This is a genomic window from Microbacterium sp. M1A1_1b, assembly GCF_053345565.1.
This window is the reverse complement of the sequence record NZ_JBKFAJ010000003.1, coordinates 55,057-76,383: the sequence shown is the minus strand read 5'-3', so window position 1 is coordinate 76,383 and position 21,327 is coordinate 55,057. Positions and strand designations below refer to the sequence as shown.

The window sequence follows — 21,327 nt, the reverse complement described above, 5'->3', positions numbered from 1 at the left end:
GCATGACACGCTCGCGGGGCTTCGACGCACTGGTCACCGACGGGGTCTTCCTGGCGTACGAGGCGCAGCTGCAGTTCGCCGATCGACACGACGACCACGACCACTGGGACATCGACCTGGCCGCGGGGACGCTCCGCTTCACCGGGCCGCAGCCCGGCGAGTTCCGCATCCAGCTGCTCGGCTCGGCGGCGCCGGGTCCGCGCAGCTGGCTGTGGGGCTGGGCGAACCCGTCGCATTTCCCGCCGTCGGTGCTGGCCGCCGCGACCGCGACCCGGGCGTTCGGCGAGCAGTACGACGTGCCGGAGCTGACGCAGCCCGAGGTGCCGTTCGGTGAGCAGCGCCAGGCCGATCCCGCCGAGGCCGGCTACGAGTTCGGGTGGAGCCTGTCGATCGCGGCACGCCTGGCCACCGGGTCGTGGTTCGCGTTCGGGGCTCCGGTCGGTGGTGGCACACGGGCGTGGGTGCTGCTCGAGGGGATGCTCTTCGACGCCCCGAGCGTCCCCCGCATCGTGCGGGTGTTCGGCGAGGCGATCGGCACCATCGACGTCACCGACCACCGTCGCGCGGTGGGCAGTTGGGCGTCGCTCCGGGGTGTGCCGTGGGACGGCCGGACCCTGACCCTGCCCGACGGCACCGTGTCGGTGGAGTTCGACGAGCTGGGCCGCATCCGGAACCTGCAGGGCTCGGCCGGCCCCGCCTGACGCAGCAGCGGCTGAGGCGGACCGCAGGCGGCGGGGCGGACGTCCGCCGGGCCTCCAGGCTGGAGCGCCTACCATGGAGGGTCCGCGGAACCGCGGACGCACGCACCGCTGGAACAGGTTGATGACCGTCACCACCTCCGAAGCCCCCACGCCAGGCGCGGGTCCGGAATCCGCGCCCCGCACCGCTCGCACCTCGACCGTCGCGACCGTGCTCGCGATCGCGGTGCCGCTCGCCGTCGCGTGCTCGATCCTCGGCATGACCGTGACCGGCGCGTTCACCGCCGACCAGCAGCTCGTGTCCGCCGGCGACCTGGTGCAGTACGGCCTGCCGGTCGCACGCGCCGTGCACGACACCATGGCCGCGCTGACCATCGGGCTGCTGATCGTCGCGGCGTTCGCGCTGCCCGCGCAGAAGGCCGACCACGGGGCGATCTCGAGCGTGCAGCACCGCGCCGTGCGCTGGGCCGCGACGACCGGTGCCGTGTGGTTCCTGGCCGCGGTCATCGGCATCGTCTTCACCGGCGCCAACACGCTCGGGTCCTCGATCACGTCGCCGCTGTTCGCCCGCAACTTCATGGTCTTCGCGTTCCAGGTCGAGATCGGGCAGTCGCTCGTGGTGTCGGCGGTGGCGATCCTGATCGCGACCGTGCTGGCCGCATTCGCCACCCGGGTCACGACGCTCGCCGTCGCCACGGTCTTCGGCCTGTTCGCGCTGCTGCCGCTGGCCCTGTCCGGGCACGCCGCCGGATCACTCGAGCACGCCAACGCGGTGAACTCCCTGGCGATCCACCTGATCGGGGTGTGCGTCTGGGCCGGCGGCCTGGTCGCCGTGCTGCTGCTGCGCACGCGGACCAAGGGCGCCACGGGCCGGGTCGTCGCGCGCTACTCGACGCTCGCCGGGTGGTCGTTCGCAGCCGTCGCGTTCTCGGGCATCGTCAACGCGTCGCTCCGCCTGACCGGCCCGCTCGACCTGGTCACGACGACGTACGGCGCGCTCATCAGCGTCAAGGCCACGATCCTGGTGCTGCTCGGCCTGGCCGGGGTCGTCCAGCGGCGCAAGCTCGTCCCCGCGCTGCTGCGGTCGCCGCTCGACCGTCGCTCGTTCACCCGGTTCGCGCTGGCCGAGGTCGTGTTCATGGCGGTCGCGATCGGTGTCTCGGTCGCCGTCTCGCGCAGCCAACCACCGATCCCGCAGACCCCGGAGACCGGTGAGGACACCCGCTCGGGACTGATCGGCTACCCGTACCCGCCGACGCAGACGCTGCACACGTTCCTGACCCAGTGGCACATCGACTGGGTGTGGCTCGCGCTCGCGGTGGTCGGTGCCGGCTGGTACCTGTTGGCGGTCCGCAAGCTCCGGCAGCGCGGGGACGCCTGGCCGGTCGGCCGGACGATCTCGTGGCTGATCGGGTGTGCGATCTTCATCTGGACGACGTCGGCCGGGCCCTCGGTCTACGGCATGATCCACTTCTCGTCGCACATGATCCAGCACATGCTGCTGATGATGTTCGTGCCGCTCCCGCTGGTGCTCGGCGGCCCGGTGCTGCTGGCGCTGCGGACCCTGCCCGTGCGCAACGACGGGTCCCGCGGTGCCCGCGAGTGGCTGATGCTGTTCGTGCACTCGCGGTACATGCAGTTCATGGCGAAGCCGGCCGTCGCGGGCGTCATCTTCGCCGGGTCGCTCGTGGTGTTCTACTTCACCCCGGCGTTCCAGTTCGCGATGCAGTCGCACGAGTGGCACGTCGCGATGGTCGTGCACTTCGTGTTGAGCGGCTACCTGTTCTTCTGGGTCTTCATCGGCATCGACCCGGGCCCGAAGCGTCCGGCCTACCCGATCCTGATCATCGCGCTGCTGGCGACCCTGGCGTTCCACGCGTTCTTCGGCGTCGCGGTGATGACCTCGCAGTCGGTGTACGCGGCCGACTGGTTCCACGCGCTGGGACAGACCAACGACGTGGGGCTGCTCGCCGACCAGCACACCGGCGGCGGCATCGCCTGGGGAGCGTCCGAGCTGCCGATGGTGTTCGTCGCGCTGCTCGTGGTGCGCAACTGGGTGCGGTCGGACAAGCGCGACGCCAAGCGGCTGGACCGGCAGGCGGAGCGGGACGGCGACGCCGAACTCAAGGCGTACAACGAGCGTCTGGCGGCGATGCGCGACCGCGACTGACGGCGGCGCGCGGCGGGGTGGGCGCGGTCGGGGCCGGGTCGGGGGTCGCGGGCGGAGCACGGTGCGACGTTGATGGCTGGTGCGGTGTCAGTGGTTCCGTGCGAGGTTGTTCCGCCGCACCGAGCCGTCAACCGCGCACGGGGTCCGAACCGAGCACGGTGCGCGGGCTCCACCGAGCCGTCAACCCCGCACGGTGCGCGACCGCGACAGCAGTCAGCGCCCTCAGTCCCCGTGGACGATGCAGACCGCGTCCAGGTCGAGCGCGGCCTCGAGCGCAGCGGAGATGCCCGACTCGCCGTCCGCCCCGGCCGGTGTCACGGTGTCGACCCACCACAGCGGCACAGCGAGCGCAGGAGCATCGGGCAGGATCCGCACGACCTCGTCGAGCGTGTCCACGCGGCGGACACCGAGCACCGTGATGACGGGATGCGTCGCGTCACGGCAGACCTGCAGCATCGGGCCGTCGTCGAGCGCACGGACACCCCACGAGTCGTCGTGCCGCAGCAGCGCCTCGGCCACCTCGCGCACCTCGACCTCGCCGCGGCACAGCAGGGTCACGTCACGGGGCACTGCGGCCACCCGGCAGGCTCGCGCCGACGTGGCCGTCGAGGGTCCCCTCGTCGTGCGCCGGATCGAGCGGAGCTCCGCCGACCAACTGCGCGAAACGGTCTTCGTCGATGCGGTCGAGGAAGGCCTCGAGCGCACCCCAGCCGTCTTCGAGCCGGACGATCAGCCCGTGGTCGTCGCCGGTCTCACGACCGCCGAACGTCGACGTCGAGGTGCGTGGCGGGGGCCAGACGTCGCCGCGGTCGAGGAACGAGGCCGCTTCGGGCCCGACGATGACGGCGAGCGGCGACGGCTCGCCGTGCGCGACCGCCCGCACCAGGTGGTCGGTGTCGCCGCGGCGCTGCATGACGACACCGAACACGGGCACGACGTCCTCGGCGACACGGTGCACGGCGTCGAGCAGGCGTTCCGCCAGCTGCGGGTCGGCGCCGGACTCGGGGATGGTGAGCACGGCGGACATCGTCTCGATCACGACGGTGTCGGTGATGTGCGCGGTCATCGTGGCCGAGAAGCCCTCGCCGACGGCGTACGAGGTGCTGATCCCCGGGGCTTCGTGCTTGGCGTACTGCGTCACGACCCAGCGGTCCCACGGCATGGCGAGCGGCTCGACCGTGCCCCAGCGGTCGGGGCAGGCGCCGACGGTGTGGCACAGGGCCTCGATCGCCGAGCCGATGTCGATCGCCCGCTCGGGGTGGTGCCGCAGCGTCAGGTCGATGCTGATCTGGCGGACGGAGCCGGAGGCCTGGGGGTGCGCGCTCGACGGCGGACCGAGCAACTCGGGTCCGTGCTCGACGAAGTCCTCGATGTGGGTGGCGCGGACCCCGGTCCGCCCGTCGCGCAGGATGCCGTCGGGGTCGACGACGGCCCATGCCGCTCCGTGGGCGCCGAGGGCGTGGCGGAGTGCTGGCGTCAGTGCGGCCCGGGGGCCGGTGCGCAGGACGACGGTGCGTCCGGCGGCCGACGCGCGGTGCAACAGCGACGCGAACGCCTCGGTCAGCCACACCACCGGCGAGTCGGAGTCGACCACGATGGCGGAGCCGATCACGTCGTCGATGAGGGGATGTCTGACCATCCGTGTCCTCCTCGGTCGGGGTCGCTGGAACCCCCTGGACGCTACACACGACCCCGACACCTGTCCGTCAGAGCGCCCGGCTCACAGAAGAGACACGGGAGGCTCGGGGCGGGTCCGACGGAACGGCGCACGGCGGGCGTTCGGCTGGCTTCCAGCGCAGAATCCGCTAAGGTGGTCGAGTCCCGCTGAGCGGGTCTGCGAGTGTAGTTCAATGGTAGAACTCCAGCTTCCCAAGCTGGTAGCGCGGGTTCGATTCCCGTCACTCGCTCCACGTTCTCCCCCGTCGGCTGCCGCTCGCCGTCATGTCCGTCGGAACACCTCAGCGAGCCAAGCGGGGGAAGAGCTGCTCGGCAGCAGAGCGGTGCACCTGTCCCAGTCGGTCTGCGCCCGGGCCGTCGTAGGTGTCCAGTTCGCGGTCGAAGCGGGCGCTCCAGTTCGGGTGCGCGTACGGGAGATCACTGCCGTACAGGACGTGGCCGGGCTCTGCGAACGCCAGCAGTGACGGCAGCGAGGTGGCTGATGCTGACAGCGCGGTGTCGAAGTAGAACCTGCGCAGGCCCGCTTGCATGCGCTCCGGCGTGGTTGCGGGGTTGAACATGGCGGCGGCGCTGAACCGGCTGGCGGCGTAGGGCAGGAACCCGCCGGCGTGGGCGAGGATCACGCGGAGATCCGGGTACCGGTCGAAGACCCCGTGCGCGACGAGGTCCACGGCAGTGCGTGTGGTGTCGAACGGGAAGTCCAACAGCGCCGTGGGCATGCCCGGCAACGGCGTGATCGGTGGGGCAGTGGGGTGCACGAACACCACGGCCGAGCGCGCGGCGAGTTCTGCCCACAGCGGCTCGTACGCGGGGTCTCCGAGGTACCGCCCGTGCGCGTTCGACAGCATCAGGACGCCGTCGGCGTGGAGTTCGTCGAGTGCTCGCACGGCTTCGGCGACGGCGCCGTCGAAGTCGGGCAGCGGCAGCACGGCGAAGTGCCCGAACCGGTCCGGCTGTTCCCTGACGAGTTCGGCCTGGTCGTCGTTCAGTTCGCGGGCGAGTTCACGGGCGGCGGCGTCGTCACCGAAGTGGACACCGGGGGCGCTGATCGACAGCATCCCGGTCTCGATCCCCGCCGCGTCCATCATCGCGATCGCCGATCGGGGGCTCCATTCCGGCATCGCCCAACCGCCGATGGTCCGAGGGCCCCGTCGCGGCGCCGTCCCTCCGCGTTCACCCCACGGATCCCACTGCGCGGTTCCGCCGGTCGCCGCCGGTGGGCCCCCTCGCGCGCCGGCTGTGGCGCCGGAACCCATCGCCCGCGCTCCTGCCGCAGCCAGCGCGTCGAAGTAGCGGGGTGGAAGCAGGTGCTGGTGAACATCGATCTTGCCGGGCATGGTGCGGTGCTCCGATCGCCCTCGACAACGAGGGCTGGTTGTGTGCAGGAGTGGATGTCGTGATGCGCTCCACCGGTTCACCGGCAGCGCTCTCGTACGTCTGGTCAGCGCCCGGGAACCGACGGAAGCGATGTCGACCCGTGCGTGACCGCGGTGAGCTCCGTGTCGGCACCCGACGGTGCAGCTGCCTGGCGGGAACCGCGCTCGGGGTGGAGACCGTGCATCGATCGGGCCGCAGCGTCGCGTCGGTTCCGGATGAGCATCGCCGTCAGGGTGAGCAGGACACCGGCCACCGCCCAGATGGCCAGCCGGATGATCGGGGCGGCGACCGCGGCGCCGTCGAAGTACTGCACGGACCGCAGCAGGTCGAGGGCGCCACCCTGCGGGAAGACGGCGTAGAGCGTCTGGAAGAAGTCGTTGAGGACGTGGATGCCGAGCGGGCCACCGGACGACGTGTTCCCGAGGATCACCAGGGCGAGCGTCATCGCCAGAGCCGCGATGGTCCCGCCCAGTGCGGCGACGCCGGTGACTGCGCCCCCGATGGCGACCCCGGTCAGCCAGAGCACCCCCATCACGGCCCAGGGGCCGACGGTCACCGCCCCGAGTGCGGAGTCGATCCACAGGGTGATCAGACCGGCGAGGAGGCCGGCGTAGAGCACGAGGACGACGCTGCGCTCGACGAACTTCGCCGCCGTGTCGACCGTGCCGAGGATGCGCCCGAACACCGTCGCACCGAGGGCCGCTCCCAGGCCCGCGAAGAGGATCGCGTAGAACTCGATCGATCCGACCGGGTCCTTGGCGGGCAGGGGTGCGAGGTCGGTGGTCGTGTTGGTGGCCTGCAGCTTCGCCGCGATCGAGTCGCCGATGCCGGAGACCGCCTGGCCGAGGCCGCGTCCGCCGCCGCTGGCGATGTACGTGGTGACGGCGGCACCCTTCCCCGGTGCTGGCAGGACGACCGCGCCGTCGACGACTCGGTCGAGCACCGCGGTTCGCGCCTGCCGTTCCGATGCCACGACGGTGATGTCCAGCGATCCGTGCTGCTCGAGCGCAACGATCGCGGCCGCGTCGCCGGTGACCGCGAGGTGGACGTTGTTCGGCGTCGGATTGCCGAACGCGCTCGAGTAGCTCGTCAACATCGCCATCGCGAGGAGCAGGATCGCGATCCCACCGAGGATCACGTTCCGGTAGCGGTGAGCTGTCCCCGGCCCTTCGGAGTTCAGCGCGCCGCCCGCGACCGCCGCTTCGTACTCAGGGTGCTGCGGGCCATCGCCCCGGCGCGATGCCGGCTCGGTCACGTGCGTCATGGTGTCCTTTACAGTTGTCCAGTAGATGACGAACGTACATCAGTACGCACGCTCTGACAAGATGGGGGCATGACGGAGGGAACGAGCTCGGCGCCACTCGCGAGCCACCGGGTGGACCCGCGCGTCACGCGCACCCGCGCCGCCCTGATCCGGGCAATGGCCGCGCTGGTGTCCGAGGCGCCGAAGGGCGAGACGATCACGATGAGCGCGGTGGCGCAGCGCGCCGGCCTGAGCAGGCAGGCGCTCCACAACCACTACGGCAACGTCGGTGATCTGGCGACGGACGTCTGGATCAGCCGGCTCCTCGACGACTGGCTCCCGCTCGATACGGGCGCGGCGAACCTCGCGCAGGCCCTCACCGATGCGGTTCGGGAGCGCGGGATCGAACCCTTGCTCACCGCTGGGCGAGCGGATCGTGACTTCTTCGACAAGCTCCGCGCGGTCCCACGGGGCGAGCGCGTCGCCGAGGTCCTCGCCGCGGCGATGACGACCTGGCTGACGGAATCCGATCACGACGGCTCGCAGCCGGTGACAGCGCTCACCGGGGACGCTCGGACCTTCACCATCGGCGGCATGATCGCGCTGGTGTCGACGTGGCAGATGGCCGACGCACCGCCGAGCACCGCCGAGCAGGTCGCCACGCTCCGCAAGTTCGCAGCCGCAGCCGCAGCCGCCGGTGCCGGGACCGGCTGACCTCCGGAGCGCGACCACACACGGATCCCGGCGGAGGCCCGCCGGGTCGGCTGGCCCGGACAGGAGACGCGTCAGCCGTCGTACGCGACGTAGTGCAACTCGGCGTCCCGCCGCTCGTCGTGCAGCCGCACGTACGACTGCGCGATGACCGCGGGTTCAGCGTCCGGTCGACCCCCTCCGATCAGCGCCGTGATGGCGACGAAGCCGACGTAGACACCCTTCGGGGCGAGGGCGGTGTTCAGGTTGAGGGTCCAGTTCCGGAGTCCCGCGGCGGCGATGTTGACGTTTCCCCGGACCGGCGTCTGGGCGAGCGCGCCACCACCGGTCGTGACGAGGACCGTCCCGGTGCCCGCGGCGACCATGTCGGGCAGGACCTCTCCGATGGCTGCGATGGCACCGCCGAGGTAGAAGTCGATCTGTGGCTGCAGGTTCTCCATCGTCACGTCGAGTGCATCGACCGATTCGAGGGTCCGGTCCGCCGGCGAGAACTCGAGGACATCGATCGGACCGAGCGTCTGTCGGATCGATCGGAGCGCACTCCGGATCGTGTCCGGCTCGCTGACGTCCGCGGCGAACCCGCGAGCGTGGATGCCCTCCGCGACGAGCTCGCTCGCCAGCGCATCCACCCGCGCCTGGTTGCGAGCCACGAGCGCGACGTCGAAGCCCTTGCCGCCGAAGGCCCGAGCGATCTCGAGCCCCAGCCCGGGTCCCGCTCCGATGATGGTGATGAGGGGCATGATGCGTCCTTCCGTGGCCCACCGCCGGGCCGGCTGTGCTGGTGCGGTATGTTGAGGGCGTCCTCAAATCGACTTCAGCATATGTTGAGGTTGACCTCAACATCCTTCGGAGTCGCTGTGAGCACCCCTCCCCGCCTGCGTCGAGACGCGCAGGCGAACGTCGAGAAGCTGCGCGCAGCCGCGATTGCGGTGTTCTCGCAGCGGGGGTTGTCCGCTCCGCTGGAGGACATCGCTCGGGAAGCCGGCGTGAGCATCGGAACCCTGTACAACCGCGTCGGTTCGCGGGAGGAACTCATCGACGCCGTCGTGCCCGACATCGCAGGCGCGAAACTCACGACCCTCCGCGAACGGACACTGGCACAGATCACTCCCCGCGCGCAGCTGGAGACGTTCATCGCCGAGATGATCGACCTCCAGCGGAGCGACCCGGCCATGAACGACGCGATGCTGCGGCGGTACCCCGAGGCGGTGCTCCTCATCAACGCATGTGAACGATCGATGGCGCTCGGAGCGCAACTCGTCGACAACGCCCACACCGCCGGGGTTCTCGCTGAGGACTTCACGACCGAGGACCTGATGACCGTTCTGTGGCTGGCCGGGACGGCAAGCCGCGAACCGACCGCTCCGGAGGGGTGGCGTCGCGTCGTCGACCGCATCGTCGCCGGAGCCTGGACGACGACCGACTGACACGCGGAGAAGTCGACCACCACCAGTTCGACGAACAGCGGACCGGGGCCGGCCAGGTCGCCTCTCGCGATGTGCGCGAGCGTCGCCTCAGGTCGAGCTGACTCGGAGCACGGTGTCCACCAGGCGCTCCGTGTCCTTCGCCGGGTCGAGGGGGGATCCGAGCTGGGCCCACAGGTACGCGGGTGCGATCACGATCTCGATGCACCCCATGCCGTCGATCGCGGTGACACCCGCTGCGTCGAGCATCGCCTGGAAGTCGGCCACCCGCGGCTGCACGAGTTCGGCGAGCGTCCGGGGATCGGGCGATGAGCGCGACGCAGCGAGGAGCGCCCGGAGCAACCCGAGCGCGTGCGGTCCGCGCAGGCTCGTGAGGAGCTGATCGACGTACGTCGTGAGGTCGGCGCGGAGGTCACCGGTTGCCGGGATCGGTGAGGACCGACGCACGTCGCTGACCACGACGTCGAGCACGAGGGACTCGATGGTCTGCCACCGCCGGTACACCGTGGTGGCGTGCACCCCGGCACGCTGCGCGATCCCCGGCACGGTGAGCTCCGCGGCAGGATCGGCCAGTGTCTCGCGGACGGCGTTCAACACGGCTTCCCGCGTCCGAGCGGTGCGCCCACCCGGGCGGAGGGAACCGGCGACTTCTGGCATGGCTGCAGTCTATTGCACAACGGGTTGCGTTAGGTATGGTGGGGTCTACTAACGCAACGTGAGTTGCAAGAACGGAGCACCATGTCGAACGTCCTCATCGTCGGAGCCGGGATTGCCGGTGACACCCTCGCGCTCTGTCTCGCCCGCGACGGATGGCAGGTCACCGTGGTCGAGATCGCCCCCGCACTCCGGACGGGCGGGCAGACCGTCGACCTGCGTGGCGACTCGCGGCAGGTCCTCGTCGACCTCGGTCTCATCGACGCCGCACTCGAACACGTGGTCCCGCAGCGCGGCATCGCCTGGATCCGTGCTGACGGCAGCCGGATGGCCGAGATGCCGGTCGAGGCGTTCGGAGGACAGGGACTCATCTCGCGCGAGGAACTCCTGCGGACCGACCTGGCAGGTCTCCTGCACGACGGAGCGCGTGACGCCGGTGTCGTGCACCGGTTCGCAGAGACGATCGATGCCCTGTCGGACACGGTCGAGGGCGTCGAGGTGCGGTTCCGGTCCGGGCAGGTCGCCGTGTTCGACGTCGTCGTGGGCGCGGACGGCACGCACTCCCGGACGCGCGCCCTGCGATTCGGCCCGGAGGACCGCTTCCGGAAGCCACTCGGTCTCGCGCACGCCTGGTTCACGCTGCAGGAGCGGCCGGAGACGCCTCGGTTGCACGGGTGGGCGCTGTCCTACAACGAACCGGGACGTCGGGGAGTCACGGCTCGCCCCGGACATGCCGGCCGACAAGAGGTCGGGATGACGTTCGCCGCATCCACCGTTCCCCGCGATCGTGACGAGCAGCTCGCGCTCCTCGGCACGGTGTTCGCCGGCGCCGCTTGGCGTACGGCCGAGTTCCTGGACGCGGCGCAGACCGCGCCGGACTTCGCACTCGACACCTACGACCAGATCCACGTCCCCGACAGCTGGTCTGACGGACGCGTGGTGCTCATCGGCGATGCCGCCTGGTGCGCCAGCCCCCTGAGCGGCCTCGGGACCGCTCTCGGTCTCCGCGGCGCGGCAGAACTGGCACAGGCGCTCCGCCGTCACGACGTGCACGCGGATGCGTCCGACGAGCGGGTCTCCGCAGCACTGCGGGCGTTCGAGGCAGCCATGCGACCCCGGGCCGCTGCGGCGCAGAAACTCCTCCCGGGACGCGTCGCCATGGTCGCTCCGGAACATCGATGGGGCATCCACGCGAACGCTGCGGCGATGCGCTTGCTCCAGGCCCGCGTCCTGCTGCCCCTCGTCGGGCTCCTCGCGGGCAGTCGTGGTCACGATGCCGCTCTGCCCACGCCCGCGCCCGCGGCCCGGTAGCGGATCGGCGACCAGACAGTACGATCGCGACATGAGCGAGCACCACGACCACGTCGTCATCGGCGGCGGTGTCGTGGGGGCGGCGGCCGCGCGTTCCCTGGCGGCCCGGGGTGCCCGAGTGCTGCTGGTGGAGCGGTTCAGCCGCGGGCACGACCGAGGATCGTCGCACGGGGGCAGCCGCATCTTCCGGATGGGCTACGCGGACCCCGAGTACGTCGCGCTGTGCCAGCTGGCCCCCGACGCGTGGCGTGCCCTGGAGTCCGCGAGCGGTCGGACGTTGCTCGACCTGACCGGTGCGGTGGACCACGGGCGCCCCGAGCAGGTCGACGCGATCGCCGCCGCGCTGACCGGTGCCGGCATCGACCACGAGCGGCTCACCCCGGAGCAGGCGAGCGCACGGTGGCCGGGCCTGGCGCTCGAGGGCTCCGTCCTGACGCATCCGTCCGCGGGCCGCATCCGCGCGGCCGACACGATCGAGGCACTGCTGGACCTGGCGGCGTCCGACGGCGCCGACCTGCGGTTCGACACCCGGGTCACGAACGTCGAGGACCACGGCGACACCGTCGCGCTGACGCTCGACGGCCCGGACGGCACCACGTCGGTGACCGCGACCAGCGTCGTGGCCGCCGTGGGGTCCTGGGCGCCCGCCGTGGTCGGCGAGCTGTTCGCCGGACGCGGGGCGGGCCTCCCGGCGCTCCGTGTCACCCAGGAGCAACCCGCTCACTTCCCCAGCCACCTGCCGGAGTCGGCCTGGCCGAGCTTCGTGCACTGGCAGACCGACGGACCGGACGTGTACGGGCTGCTGACCCCGGGCGAGGGCGTCAAGGTCGGCTTCCACGGCACCGGCGCCGTCGTCGACCCGGACACGCGCGACTTCGCCCCCGAGCCGGATCAGGTCCGTCGGCTGCAGGAGTACGTCGCACGGTTCGTGCCGGGCGTCGACGCTGCCGCGCCGGAACTGATCAGCTGCCTGTACGACAACTCCCCCGCCGAGGACTTCGTGCTGGACCGCCGCGGACCGGTGACGGTGGCGACGGGGTTCTCCGGGCACGGGTTCAAGTTCGCGCCGCTGCTCGGCGAGATGCTGGCCGACCTGGCGACCGGCGGTGCGCCGCACCCGCGGTTCGCGCTGCCCGCGTGAGGGCTGCCCGCCTGAGCACCAGCCGCGCGCACCACCCGCCCGCGCACCGCCCGCTAGCGTGGTCGCCGTGCACGTCGTGATCGCTCCGGACTCGTTCAAGGGGACCGCCACCGCCGCGGCCGTCGCCACCGCGATCGCCTCCGGCTGGGCCGAGGAACGCCCGGACGACGTCCTGACCCTGGTGCCCATGGCCGACGGCGGCGAGGGCACGCTCGACGCCTTCGCCACGGCGTTCCCCCGGGCACGACGCATGCCGATCACCGTGACGGGTCCTGCCGGCACACCGGTCGACACGTGGTGGTTGTCGCTGCCGGACGGCCGTGCGGTCGTCGAGCTCGCCGCGACCAGCGGCCTGCCGCTCCTGACGACACCCGAGCCGGACCGCGCACAGACGACCGGCTTCGGGCAGGCGATCGCCGCCGCGCTCGACGCCGGGGCCACGGGGCTGGTGCTGGGGATCGGTGGGAGCGCCTCGACGGACGGCGGTGCCGGGTTGCTCGGCGCGCTCGGGCTGGTCCTCGGCGACACCGGTGCAGGCAGGTCGCTGCTCGACGCACCCGGCGACGGACCACTCGACACGACCACGCTCAGGCCGCTGCCGCCGCTCGGGGTCACGGTGCTGACGGACGTCACGTCCCCGCTGCTGGGGCCCGATGGCGCCGCGGCGGTGTTCGGGCCGCAGAAGGGCGTCACGCCGGACCGGGGGGCCGTGCACGAGGCCCGCCTGGCGCGGTGGGCGGCACGGTTCCCGGACGTCGACCCGACGACCGCCGGTGCCGGGGCCGCTGGCGGTGCGGGCTTCGGGCTGCTGGTGTGGGGTACGCAGCTGGTGGGCGGGGCGCTCGGGGTCGCCGAGGTGCTCGGACTGCCGTCGGCGATCGCGCACGCCGACGTGGTCGTCACCGGCGAGGGGCGCTACGACGGGCAGTCGGCAGCGGGCAAGGTGCCGACGGTGGTGCAGGACCTCGCTGCGGGGCGACCGACGATGCTCGTCGCCGGGGACGTCGACGCGCCGGTGGACGCGTTCGCCGCGGCGGCCTCGCTGACGGTCATCGCCACGCAAACGACCGGCGAACCGGACGACGCCATGACCGATCCGCTGCGGTTCGCGCGCATCGCGGGACGGCGACTCGCGAGCCGCGTCGGACAGCACGACTGACCCCGTCGGGACACCACCCCCTGACCCGCGGGGGGCACAGCCGCGGCGCGTAACCTCGAGTTCATGGCACGTACCTGGATCCGCCGGCCGCACGTGCTCGTCCTGATCGGGGTGGGAGCGCTGGTGGTCGCGGGCATCGTGCTGTTGCTCAGTCCACTGGACGGCGGCTTCGACGCGCTCGCCTGGGTGCTGATCGTCGCGGCGGTGGTGCTCGGCGCGCTGACGCTGTTCTTCTCACGGGCTCCGCGGAGCTAGGGTGCCGTGCTGGGACGAACCGGGACGGGCACTCAGACGACGGGCTCGCCGAGGAAGTCGGCGTAGGTGGGTTCATCAGCGTCGAGGAAGTGAACGAGACGGGCTTCGACGAGTGCGGTGATCTCGGCCGGTGAGCGCAGGCCGCGGCGGTGCCATTCGTGGGCGGGCAAGAGTGCTGTGGCGGTCATGAGGACTGCCCTTCGTGAGCGATGAAGCTCGAACTGACCGGGTCGTTCCGCTGTGCCAGGGATCCGCAGTCGCGGACGGCATCGTGGCGACGGATTCGGTGTCGACTCGGTGTGGTCCCAAACCTACGACCGACGGCGTCGACCGCCAAAGCCGTTGCGCGAATGGGACGGCCACGCTGCCGCCCCAGTCCGGGGTGCCCTGATGGGACCTCCCACGGTCAGGAGCGCTCCAGCAAGATGGATGCGGGCCGCACCCGGCCCTGACCCGACCCCCACGAGGAGACCATTGCGAACCGTCAACGCGTACGCGGCACCGTCTGCCACCGAGCCGCTCGTCAAGACCACCATCACCCGTCGTGACCTCGGCCCGGACGACGTCATGATCGACATCGCCTACGCCGGCATCTGCCACTCGGACATCCACACCGTCCGTGGCGAGTGGGGCCCCATCCAGTACCCCCAGGTCGTCGGCCACGAGATCGTCGGCCACGTGACCGAGGTCGGTGCGAACGTCACCAAGCACAAGGTCGGCGACCGTGTCGGCGTCGGCTGCATGGTGAACTCCTGCGGCGAGTGCGAGCAGTGCCTCGCCGGCCAGGAGCAGTACTGCCTCAAGGGCAACATCGGCACCTACGCCAGCGTCGACCCCGCCGACGGCTCGATCACGCAGGGCGGCTACTCGCAGGCCGTCGTCGTGAACGAGGACTTCGTCCTGCGTGTGCCCGAGTCGCTCGACATCGAGAAGGTCGCGCCGCTGCTGTGCGCCGGCATCACGACCTACTCGCCGCTGCACCACTGGAAGGCCGGCCCCGGCACGAAGGTCGCGGTCGTCGGCATGGGTGGCCTCGGCCACATGGCCGTCAAGATCGCGGTCGCGCTCGGCGCCGAGGTCACGGTCCTGTCGCAGACCACGTCGAAGGAAGCCGACTCGCTGCGCTACGGCGCGAAGGCCCACTACGCCACCAAGGACGCCGAGACCTTCGACAAGCTGGCGGGCTCGTTCGAGCTCATCATCAACACGGTGTCGGCCAAGCTCGACATGCAGGCCTACCTCGGCCTGCTGCAGGTCGACGGCACGCTGGTCAACGTCGGCGCTCCGTCCGAGCCCCTCGAGGTGCCGGCGTTCGCGCTCATCCCGCGTCGCCTGAGCTGGGCCGGTTCGGCCATCGGCGGCATCGCCGAGACCCAGGAGATGCTCGACTTCTGCGCCGAGCACGGCATCCTGCCGGAGACCGAGCTCATCAGCGCCGACCAGGTCAACGAGGCCTACGAGCGCGTGCTGTCCTCGGACGTGCGCTACCGCTTCGTGATCGACGCGGCGACGCTCGCGTAGTCACCACCTGCGGAACGGGAGGCCCGGTGCCAGCTGGCACCGGGCCTCCCGTCTCGGCCGACGCGCGGAACGTGACGGCCGGGGCGACGACCCGTCAGCCGACCTCGTCGCCGCTCGGCAGCGCGCCGCACCAGTCGACGGCCTGGCCGGCGAGCGACGCCTCGAGAGCACCGCTCGACGCGTCGACGACGCTGACCAGGGACGCACCGCGCGAGCGGGTCTCGACCGCGACGAACTGGCTGTTCGGCGACGGGCAGACTGCGGTCAGCGTCGCGTCGTCGGGGATCGCGACGGGCAGCCGGGAGGCCCTGGTGCCGTCCACACGCACGATGCGGCTGGCGATGGTGCCGTCGGACCGGACCGACCCCACCGTCCGCAAGTAGGTGTCGTCCGTCAGCTGCGCGATCCGCCCCAGGTACGCCGCGTCGGTGCTGCCGACGGGCGCGGTGATCGCCGCGCGCTTGCCGTTCGTCAGGTCGAGTCGCTGGATGCCCGTGCCGGACTCGACGACGGCGGTGGTGCCGGTGCCGACGAAGCCGTGCAGGTACGTCGCCGAGCCGAGTCGCACGGCGGCGACCCGGCCGCTCATGTCGACCAGGAACAGCTCGTCGGTGCCGGTGCGGACCAGAGCGCTCTCGGTGCGCGGGACGTAGGCCCACTGCGCCACGGTCATCGGCACGGCGCCGGTGGTGGGCTTGCCGTCCGCGGCGATCGCCTGCGGCTGGTGGGTGCCGGTCATGTCGACGACGTACAGCCCGACGTCGCGGGACTGCCCGGTCGAGGTGTCGGCGTACCGGAACCCGAAGGACGCGCCGTCGTCGGCCGCGTGCAGGGCGGTGGCCGATCCGCGGCTGCTCGGCAGGGTGATGTGCTCCACGGGGGCGTCGGGGTCCTCGACACCGTTCCGCAGCGGGACGATGTCGATCCGGGAGTCCCCCACCGCGGTGTCCCGGAGGACGACCAAGGCGCGGCTCAGCCGGGCGTAGCCGGTGATCCCGTCCCCCTGGTACACGGTCGTGGCTCCCGCAGCGTCGAGTGACCGCCGGACGATGCGGTCCTTGCCGCCGTCGGCCGCGGGCACCAGCGCGAGGACGTCGGTGCTGCCGGTGCGGATCGTGGCCCGCAGGTCGGCGGTCGCGGCCTGTCCGGGTGCCCGCGCGTCCGACACCGTCACCGTGTAGTCGCGGTCGTAGTCCAGCGGCCCGGCGAACTCGACCGCGACGGTGTTGCCGCTCGACGTCACCGTGTGCGCGGCGGCGGGGCTGACGCGGACGTCGCGTGCGGGGACCCGCTGCAGTGCCTGGTTCGCGGTGATGATGACGCGCTGGGCCGGTCGCGACACGATGCCCGTCGCGTCGTACGACACCGCCCGCAGCCGCGGGCCCTGCTGCGACCCGACGACCGCGGCGAGCGCTGCCGCGACGACCAGCACGAGCACGACGGCCACGAAGCGGCGTCGGAAGCGTGTCGCGACGGGGCGGCGCTCCGGCTCAGTACTCATACGGGTCCTCGGGCTGTGCGACGGTGCGCACGGTGGCGGCCCGGATGACGATCCGGACGTCCGAGGCCTGGTCGGGGTTGTCGACGAACGCCCCGGTGACCCGGACCCACTGGTTCTCGCGCGGGACGACACCGTCGGTCGTGACGCCGAGCCCCACGGGCTGGGCGTCGACGGCGCAGCAGCTGATCACGAACCTCGTCAGGGTGAACGAGTCCCCGGAGCCCGGCACGACGAACCCGGTCAGCGTCACCCGCTTGCCGACGAGCTCGCTGGTGTCCGTCGTCTGCCGGATGATCGCTGCCCAGTCCTTCACGCCGTAGCCCGACGTGTCGACGGCACTGCTGCCGAGCAGTGACACGGGGGCGTTCGAGCCGGTGGCGTTCGACAGCGACGCCGAGTCGACGGCGCGCTGCTGGGCGGTGCGGGCCGACAGCGTCGTCGGGGGCAGGACCAACATCGCGGCGGTGACCCCGACCGTCACCAGTGCCGCGATCCCGCCGAGCACGAGCCGCACTGCGCCTCTGGACCGCGCGGGTGCTGCATCGTCCGGACCCGCGTGGTCGTGTGTGTGACCCGCTCCCCGCGCCACGACGAGCAGTCCCGCGACGCTCGCCGGCACCGCGACCCCGGCGAGCACGACCGTGAACACCGAGTACCGCGGGTTGATGTACAGGTCCAGGTGACCGCTGGCGGCGAGCCAGATCGTGCAGAGGGCGACCGCCAACACCGACCCCAGGCCGAGCAGTGCCGGAGGGCGCCGGTCGTGTTCCGTGTCAGACGAGGACATTCATCACCAACCCCACGGCAGCGGCGAACAGGACGCAGACGACCGACAGCAGCACCAGGAACCGCGTGCGGAAGGTCGTCCGGAGCAGGGCAATCATCTTGACGTCGATGATCGGCCCGATGATCAGGAAGGCGGTGAGGGCCCCGGGCAGGAACGTCGACGCGAACGACAGCGCGAAGAAGGCGTCGACGTTCGAGCAGAGCGACACCGTCATCGCCAGCAGCATCATCGCGAGCACGGAGAGCACGGGGTTGCTGCCGATCGCCACCAGCGTGCTGCGCGGCACGGCGACCTGGATCGCGGCGGCCAGCCCCGCACCGACGAACAGTGCGGGCATCATCGTGGCCGTCTCGCCGCCGAACTGCGCCGCGCTCTCCCGCCAGCGGTTCCGCGGCACTGGGGCTCCGACGGCGGCGCGGCACCGGGCCTCGAAGGCGGGGAGCAGCAGGTCCGTGGGGCGACGGTGCGCGGCGACGATCCAGCCCACCAGGTTCGCCACCACGAACCCGCCGACGATCCGGACGGGCAGGATCCAGCCCGACCAGCCGAACGCCTGCGCGGTGCTGACGATGACGAGCGGGTTGAGGATCGGCGCCGCGACCAGGAACGTGACGGCCTCGGCGGGCGTGAAGCCTCGGAGCATCAGGCCGCGCGCGAGCGGGACGTTGCCGCACTCGCACACGGGGAACAGCATGCCGATCAGCGAGATCACCGCACGCCGGGGCATCGGGCGGCTCGGCAGGATGCGCTCGAGCGCACCGTGGGGCACCCACACCTCGACCACGATCGACAGCACGATGCCGAGCACCACGAACGGCAGCGACTCGACGACGACGCTGATCGCGAGCGTCAGGAAGTCCTGCACCACGTCGGGCAGTCCGGCGTTCCCGACGTTCGGCGTGACGAGCCGGATGCCCAGCAGGACGACGACGGCCAGCAGCACCAGGCCCGGGCCGGTCAGGGTCCGGCTGCGCTGCTGCGGCGGCGTGGTGGTGCGCGTCGTCACCGGGACAGGATAGGCGGCGTCAGTGTCCGACCAGCGCGGCGACGTGCCGGTCGAGCAGGTCGATCGCCCAGCTGGTGTCGGCGTCGGGCGGCAACCGCACGACCTGCATCGCGAGCCCATCGATCAGCGCGTGCAGCCGGCAGGCCTCGTACGCCATGTCGTCCGGTGACACCCCGACGGCACCGAGGACCTGCCCGCACCAGTCCTGCATCTCGGCGACCACCCGGTCGTGGAACGGCCGGAGCTCGGGATCGGTCAGTGCCGCGGTGCCCAACGCCAGGTAGACGTCGAGCTCGATGCGGCGTTCGTCGTCCAGGGGCAGCAGCTCGACGAGCACCGCGTGTGCCAGTGCGCGCCCGGTCAGGTGGTCGGGGAGCGCCTGGATGCGCGCTGCCGTGCCGTCGAAGACCAGGTTCAGTGCGTGCTCGCGCACGCTGGCCTGGGTCGGGAAGGTGTAGCGGACGGTGCTCGGCGCCAGTCCTGCCTCGGCGGCGACGTTCCGCACGCTCAACGCACCGAGACCGTCGCGCGCCAGCACCCGGCAGGCCGCTTCGGAGACGGTCCTGCGGCGTTCGTCGACGTCCATGCTGCGAGCCACCCGATCATTCTGGCACGACTGTGCGACTTCGTGCTAGAACTGGTCTGGTCGTTGTCGCACAGTCGTGCGGGAATGTTGATCGAAGGAGGAACGTCATGGTCTGGATCGTCCTGGTCCTGTCCGGCGTGCTCGAAGCCGTGTGGGCCACGGCGCTCGGCGCGTCGAACGGGTTCAAGAAGGTGGTGCCGTCGATCGTCTTCGTCGCTGGCATGGCCCTGAGCATGATCGGCCTGGCGTTCGCGATGACCGCGATCCCGGTCGGCACGGCCTATGCGGTGTGGGTCGGCATCGGCGCGTCGCTGACCGTGCTGGTCGCCGTCGCCCGTCGACAAGAGGCCGCGTCGTTCGCCCGGATCGGCCTGGTGCTCGGACTCGTCGCCTGCGTCGTCGGGCTCAAGGTGGTGAGCTGAGATGCCGTGGATCGTGCTGTTCGTCAGCGCCACCCTCGAGACCGTGTGGGCGACCGCCCTCGGTGCGAGCAACGGGTTCACCGAGCTCGGCCCGACACTGCTGTTCGCCGTGACGATCGCGATCAGCCTGGTCGCGTTCGCGTACGTGCTCAAGCACATCCCGATCAGCACCGCCTACGCCGTGTGGACGGGGACCGGGGCCGCGCTGACCGTGCTGTGGGGCATGGCGACCGGCGCCGAGCCCGTCACCGTGCTGCGCCTGGTCTTCATCGCCGGGATCGTCGGGTGCGTGGTCGGCCTGAAGCTGCTGTCGGCACGCCCGCCGGCACCGCGCGCCTGAGCCCCCGTTCCCCTCCGAAAGCGACAGATCACCGCGGACGGTCGGCGCAGATCTGTCGCTTTCGCGAAAGCGACAGATCAGGCCGGACGGTCGGGGTGGTTCTGTCGCTTTCGCAGGGTGGACCGGACCACAGACGGACGGGAGGCCCGGTGCCAGCTGGCACCGAGCCTCCCGTCCGTCATGGTCGTCGGATCAGACCGACGCTCCGGTGAACTCGTCGACGGCGGCGACGTGGTCGCTGCCGACCGCACCCGCTGCGCGGGCGGCGGCGACGCGCTCGGCGTGGCTCGGCGGGTTGCTCGGCACGTGGGCCGGGCGGTCACCGTCGTTGATCGCACGCAGGGCGGGGACGATGTCCTCGGCCAGGATGTCGATCTGCTCGAGCACCGTCTTGAGCGGCAGGCCCGCGTGGTCGATGAGGAACAGCTGGCGCTGGTAGTGGCCGACGTGGTCCTTCATCGCGGCGTACCGGTCGATGACCTGCTGCGGGGAACCGACAGTCAGCGGGGTCTGCTCGGTGAAGTCCTCCATGGTCGGGCCGTGGCCGTAGACCGGGGCGTTGTCGAAGTACGGGCGGAACTCGGCCTGGGCGTCCTGCGAGTTCTTCCGGGCGAAGAACTGCCCACCCAGGCCCACGATCGCCTGGTCGGCACGGCCGTGTCCGTAGTGCTCGAAGCGCTGACGGTAGAGCCCGACCATCTGCTCGGTGTGCTGGATCGGCCAGAAGATGTTGTTGTGGAAGAACCCGTCGCCGTAGTAGGCGGCCTGCTCGGCGATCTCCGGTGTGCGGATCGAGCCGTGCCAGACGAAGGGCGCGACGCCGTCGAGCGGGCGCGGGGTCGACGTGAAGCCCTGCAGCGGCGTGCGGAACTTCCCCTGCCAGTTCACGACGTCGTTCTCCCAGAGCTGGCGGACGAGCGCGTAGTTCTCGATCGCCAGGTTGACGCCCTGCCGGATGTCCTGCCCGAACCACGGGTAGACCGGGCCGGTGTTGCCGCGGCCCATCATCAGGTCCATGCGGCCGTCGGAGATGACCTGCAGCATCGCGTACTCCTCGGCGATGCGCACGGGGTCGTTCGTCGTGATGAGCGTGGTGCTCGTCGAGAGCGTGATGTTCTTCGTCCGACCGGCCAGGTAGCCGAGCATCGTCGTCGGGCTCGAGGCCACGAACGGCGGGTTGTGGTGCTCGCCGGTCGCGAACACGTCGAGGCCGGCCTGGTCCGCGTGCTCGGCGATCGTCAGGATGTCGCGCACGCGCTGGGTGTCGTCCGGCGTGGTGCCCGTCGTGGGGTCGGTCGTGACGTCGCTGACCGTGAAGATCCCGAACTGCATGGTGGTCGCCTC

General features: G+C 71.2%; 23 protein-coding genes and 1 tRNA gene. 12 read left to right on the top strand and 12 right to left on the bottom strand.

Translation table 11 applies throughout. From position 1 onward, the window contains the following. Window positions 1-2: 2 nt before the first annotated feature. Window positions 3-701, top strand: a complete 699-nt coding sequence (locus ACLBWP_RS08990) for a DUF6882 domain-containing protein (RefSeq protein ID WP_447654901.1) — start codon at window positions 3-5, stop codon at window positions 699-701. 121 nt (window positions 702-822) lie between these two features. Continuing rightward, on the top strand, window positions 823-2,868 hold the full coding sequence (locus ACLBWP_RS08985) for a cytochrome c oxidase assembly protein (protein WP_447654900.1): 2,046 nt from the start codon (window positions 823-825) through the stop codon (window positions 2,866-2,868). A gap of 222 nt (window positions 2,869-3,090) precedes the next feature. Here ACLBWP_RS08985 and ACLBWP_RS08980 read toward each other — a convergent pair whose 3' ends face one another. Next, complete coding sequence (locus tag ACLBWP_RS08980) at window positions 3,091-3,447, bottom strand: hypothetical protein (RefSeq protein ID WP_243562210.1); 357 nt, start codon at window positions 3,445-3,447, stop codon at window positions 3,091-3,093. Further along, window positions 3,428-4,507: a DUF6177 family protein gene (locus ACLBWP_RS08975; protein ID WP_447654899.1), complete on the bottom strand. Its 1,080-nt coding sequence runs from the start codon at window positions 4,505-4,507 to the stop codon at window positions 3,428-3,430. The genes ACLBWP_RS08980 and ACLBWP_RS08975 overlap by 20 nt, the downstream gene beginning before the upstream one ends. 197 nt (window positions 4,508-4,704) lie before the next feature. Between ACLBWP_RS08975 and ACLBWP_RS08970 the strand changes: the two genes are divergently transcribed. Next, a tRNA-Gly gene (locus ACLBWP_RS08970) sits at window positions 4,705-4,778 on the top strand. A 48-nt stretch (window positions 4,779-4,826) separates the two neighbouring features. On the opposite strand, the gene ACLBWP_RS08965 is transcribed toward ACLBWP_RS08970, so the two are convergent. Together ACLBWP_RS08965 and ACLBWP_RS08960 are read right to left on the bottom strand one after the other, a co-directional pair. Then, on the bottom strand, window positions 4,827-5,882 hold the full coding sequence (locus ACLBWP_RS08965) for an amidohydrolase family protein (protein ID WP_243562208.1): 1,056 nt from the start codon (window positions 5,880-5,882) through the stop codon (window positions 4,827-4,829). A 104-nt stretch (window positions 5,883-5,986) separates the two neighbouring features. Next, a complete protein-coding gene (locus ACLBWP_RS08960) occupies window positions 5,987-7,177 on the bottom strand; it encodes a hypothetical protein (RefSeq protein WP_447654898.1) in 1,191 nt (396 codons plus the stop codon). Between the two features lie 78 nt (window positions 7,178-7,255). Here ACLBWP_RS08960 and ACLBWP_RS08955 point away from each other — a divergent pair, with 78 nt between their 5' ends. Next, window positions 7,256-7,879, top strand: a complete 624-nt coding sequence (locus ACLBWP_RS08955; RefSeq protein ID WP_447654897.1) for a TetR/AcrR family transcriptional regulator — start codon at window positions 7,256-7,258, stop codon at window positions 7,877-7,879. A gap of 71 nt (window positions 7,880-7,950) precedes the next feature. Here ACLBWP_RS08955 and ACLBWP_RS08950 read toward each other — a convergent pair whose 3' ends face one another. Then, window positions 7,951-8,616: an SDR family NAD(P)-dependent oxidoreductase gene (locus tag ACLBWP_RS08950; protein WP_243562205.1), complete on the bottom strand. Its 666-nt coding sequence runs from the start codon at window positions 8,614-8,616 to the stop codon at window positions 7,951-7,953. 48 nt (window positions 8,617-8,664) lie between these two features. Between ACLBWP_RS08950 and ACLBWP_RS08945 the strand changes: the two genes are divergently transcribed. Further along, window positions 8,665-9,303: a TetR/AcrR family transcriptional regulator gene (locus ACLBWP_RS08945; RefSeq protein ID WP_308221882.1), complete on the top strand. Its 639-nt coding sequence runs from the start codon at window positions 8,665-8,667 to the stop codon at window positions 9,301-9,303. Between the two features lie 87 nt (window positions 9,304-9,390). On the opposite strand, the gene ACLBWP_RS08940 is transcribed toward ACLBWP_RS08945, so the two are convergent. After that, window positions 9,391-9,957 carry a TetR/AcrR family transcriptional regulator C-terminal ligand-binding domain-containing protein gene (locus ACLBWP_RS08940; RefSeq protein WP_243562204.1) on the bottom strand — a complete coding sequence of 189 codons (567 nt, stop codon included), beginning with the start codon at window positions 9,955-9,957 and terminating at the stop codon, window positions 9,391-9,393. 81 nt (window positions 9,958-10,038) lie between these two features. On the opposite strand from ACLBWP_RS08940, the gene ACLBWP_RS08935 reads away from it, so the two are divergent. From ACLBWP_RS08935 to ACLBWP_RS08920, 4 genes are all read left to right on the top strand, one after another. Continuing rightward, window positions 10,039-11,265: an FAD-dependent monooxygenase gene (locus ACLBWP_RS08935; RefSeq protein ID WP_447654896.1), complete on the top strand. Its 1,227-nt coding sequence runs from the start codon at window positions 10,039-10,041 to the stop codon at window positions 11,263-11,265. Window positions 11,266-11,296: 31 nt separating this feature from the next. Further along, window positions 11,297-12,406 (top strand): FAD-dependent oxidoreductase, encoded by a 1,110-nt coding sequence (locus ACLBWP_RS08930; protein WP_447654895.1) that lies wholly within the window; start codon window positions 11,297-11,299, stop codon window positions 12,404-12,406. A gap of 67 nt (window positions 12,407-12,473) precedes the next feature. Further along, a complete protein-coding gene (locus ACLBWP_RS08925) occupies window positions 12,474-13,565 on the top strand; it encodes a glycerate kinase (RefSeq protein ID WP_447654894.1) in 1,092 nt (363 codons plus the stop codon). 63 nt (window positions 13,566-13,628) lie between these two features. Further along, entirely contained in the window at window positions 13,629-13,820 is a 192-nt protein-coding gene (locus tag ACLBWP_RS08920; RefSeq protein ID WP_243562199.1) for a hypothetical protein, read from the top strand. 32 nt (window positions 13,821-13,852) lie between these two features. Here the strand turns inward: ACLBWP_RS08920 and ACLBWP_RS08915 are convergent, their stop codons facing one another. Next, the gene (locus tag ACLBWP_RS08915) at window positions 13,853-14,008 is read right to left on the bottom strand and encodes a hypothetical protein (RefSeq protein ID WP_447654893.1); all 156 of its coding nucleotides are present in this window, start codon (window positions 14,006-14,008) and stop codon (window positions 13,853-13,855) included. A 286-nt stretch (window positions 14,009-14,294) separates the two neighbouring features. Between ACLBWP_RS08915 and ACLBWP_RS08910 the strand changes: the two genes are divergently transcribed. Next, window positions 14,295-15,341 carry an NAD(P)-dependent alcohol dehydrogenase gene (locus ACLBWP_RS08910; RefSeq protein ID WP_447654892.1) on the top strand — a complete coding sequence of 349 codons (1,047 nt, stop codon included), beginning with the start codon at window positions 14,295-14,297 and terminating at the stop codon, window positions 15,339-15,341. Window positions 15,342-15,435: 94 nt separating this feature from the next. Here the strand turns inward: ACLBWP_RS08910 and ACLBWP_RS08905 are convergent, their stop codons facing one another. Genes ACLBWP_RS08905 through ACLBWP_RS08890 form a run of 4 tightly spaced genes read right to left on the bottom strand, consistent with a single transcriptional unit; the run spans window position 15,436 to window position 19,233 of the window. Next, complete coding sequence (locus ACLBWP_RS08905; RefSeq protein ID WP_447654891.1) at window positions 15,436-16,842, bottom strand: hypothetical protein; 1,407 nt, start codon at window positions 16,840-16,842, stop codon at window positions 15,436-15,438. Continuing rightward, a complete protein-coding gene (locus tag ACLBWP_RS08900; protein ID WP_447654890.1) occupies window positions 16,832-17,629 on the bottom strand; it encodes a TIGR03943 family putative permease subunit in 798 nt (265 codons plus the stop codon). Before ACLBWP_RS08900 ends, ACLBWP_RS08905 begins: the two co-directional genes overlap by 11 nt. Continuing rightward, complete coding sequence (locus ACLBWP_RS08895) at window positions 17,616-18,635, bottom strand: permease (RefSeq protein ID WP_447654889.1); 1,020 nt, start codon at window positions 18,633-18,635, stop codon at window positions 17,616-17,618. Before ACLBWP_RS08895 ends, ACLBWP_RS08900 begins: the two co-directional genes overlap by 14 nt. A 19-nt stretch (window positions 18,636-18,654) precedes the next feature. After that, on the bottom strand, window positions 18,655-19,233 hold the full coding sequence (locus tag ACLBWP_RS08890) for a TetR/AcrR family transcriptional regulator (RefSeq protein ID WP_447654888.1): 579 nt from the start codon (window positions 19,231-19,233) through the stop codon (window positions 18,655-18,657). 95 nt (window positions 19,234-19,328) lie between these two features. On the opposite strand from ACLBWP_RS08890, the gene ACLBWP_RS08885 reads away from it, so the two are divergent. Together ACLBWP_RS08885 and ACLBWP_RS08880 are read left to right on the top strand one after the other, a co-directional pair. Next, window positions 19,329-19,643 carry a DMT family transporter gene (locus ACLBWP_RS08885; protein WP_243562192.1) on the top strand — a complete coding sequence of 105 codons (315 nt, stop codon included), beginning with the start codon at window positions 19,329-19,331 and terminating at the stop codon, window positions 19,641-19,643. A gap of 1 nt (window position 19,644) precedes the next feature. Next, complete coding sequence (locus ACLBWP_RS08880) at window positions 19,645-19,983, top strand: DMT family transporter (RefSeq protein WP_447654887.1); 339 nt, start codon at window positions 19,645-19,647, stop codon at window positions 19,981-19,983. Between the two features lie 192 nt (window positions 19,984-20,175). On the opposite strand, the gene ACLBWP_RS08875 is transcribed toward ACLBWP_RS08880, so the two are convergent. Next, window positions 20,176-21,315, bottom strand: a complete 1,140-nt coding sequence (locus ACLBWP_RS08875) for a CE1758 family FMN-dependent luciferase-like monooxygenase (RefSeq protein ID WP_243562190.1) — start codon at window positions 21,313-21,315, stop codon at window positions 20,176-20,178. Window positions 21,316-21,327 lie beyond the last annotated feature (12 nt).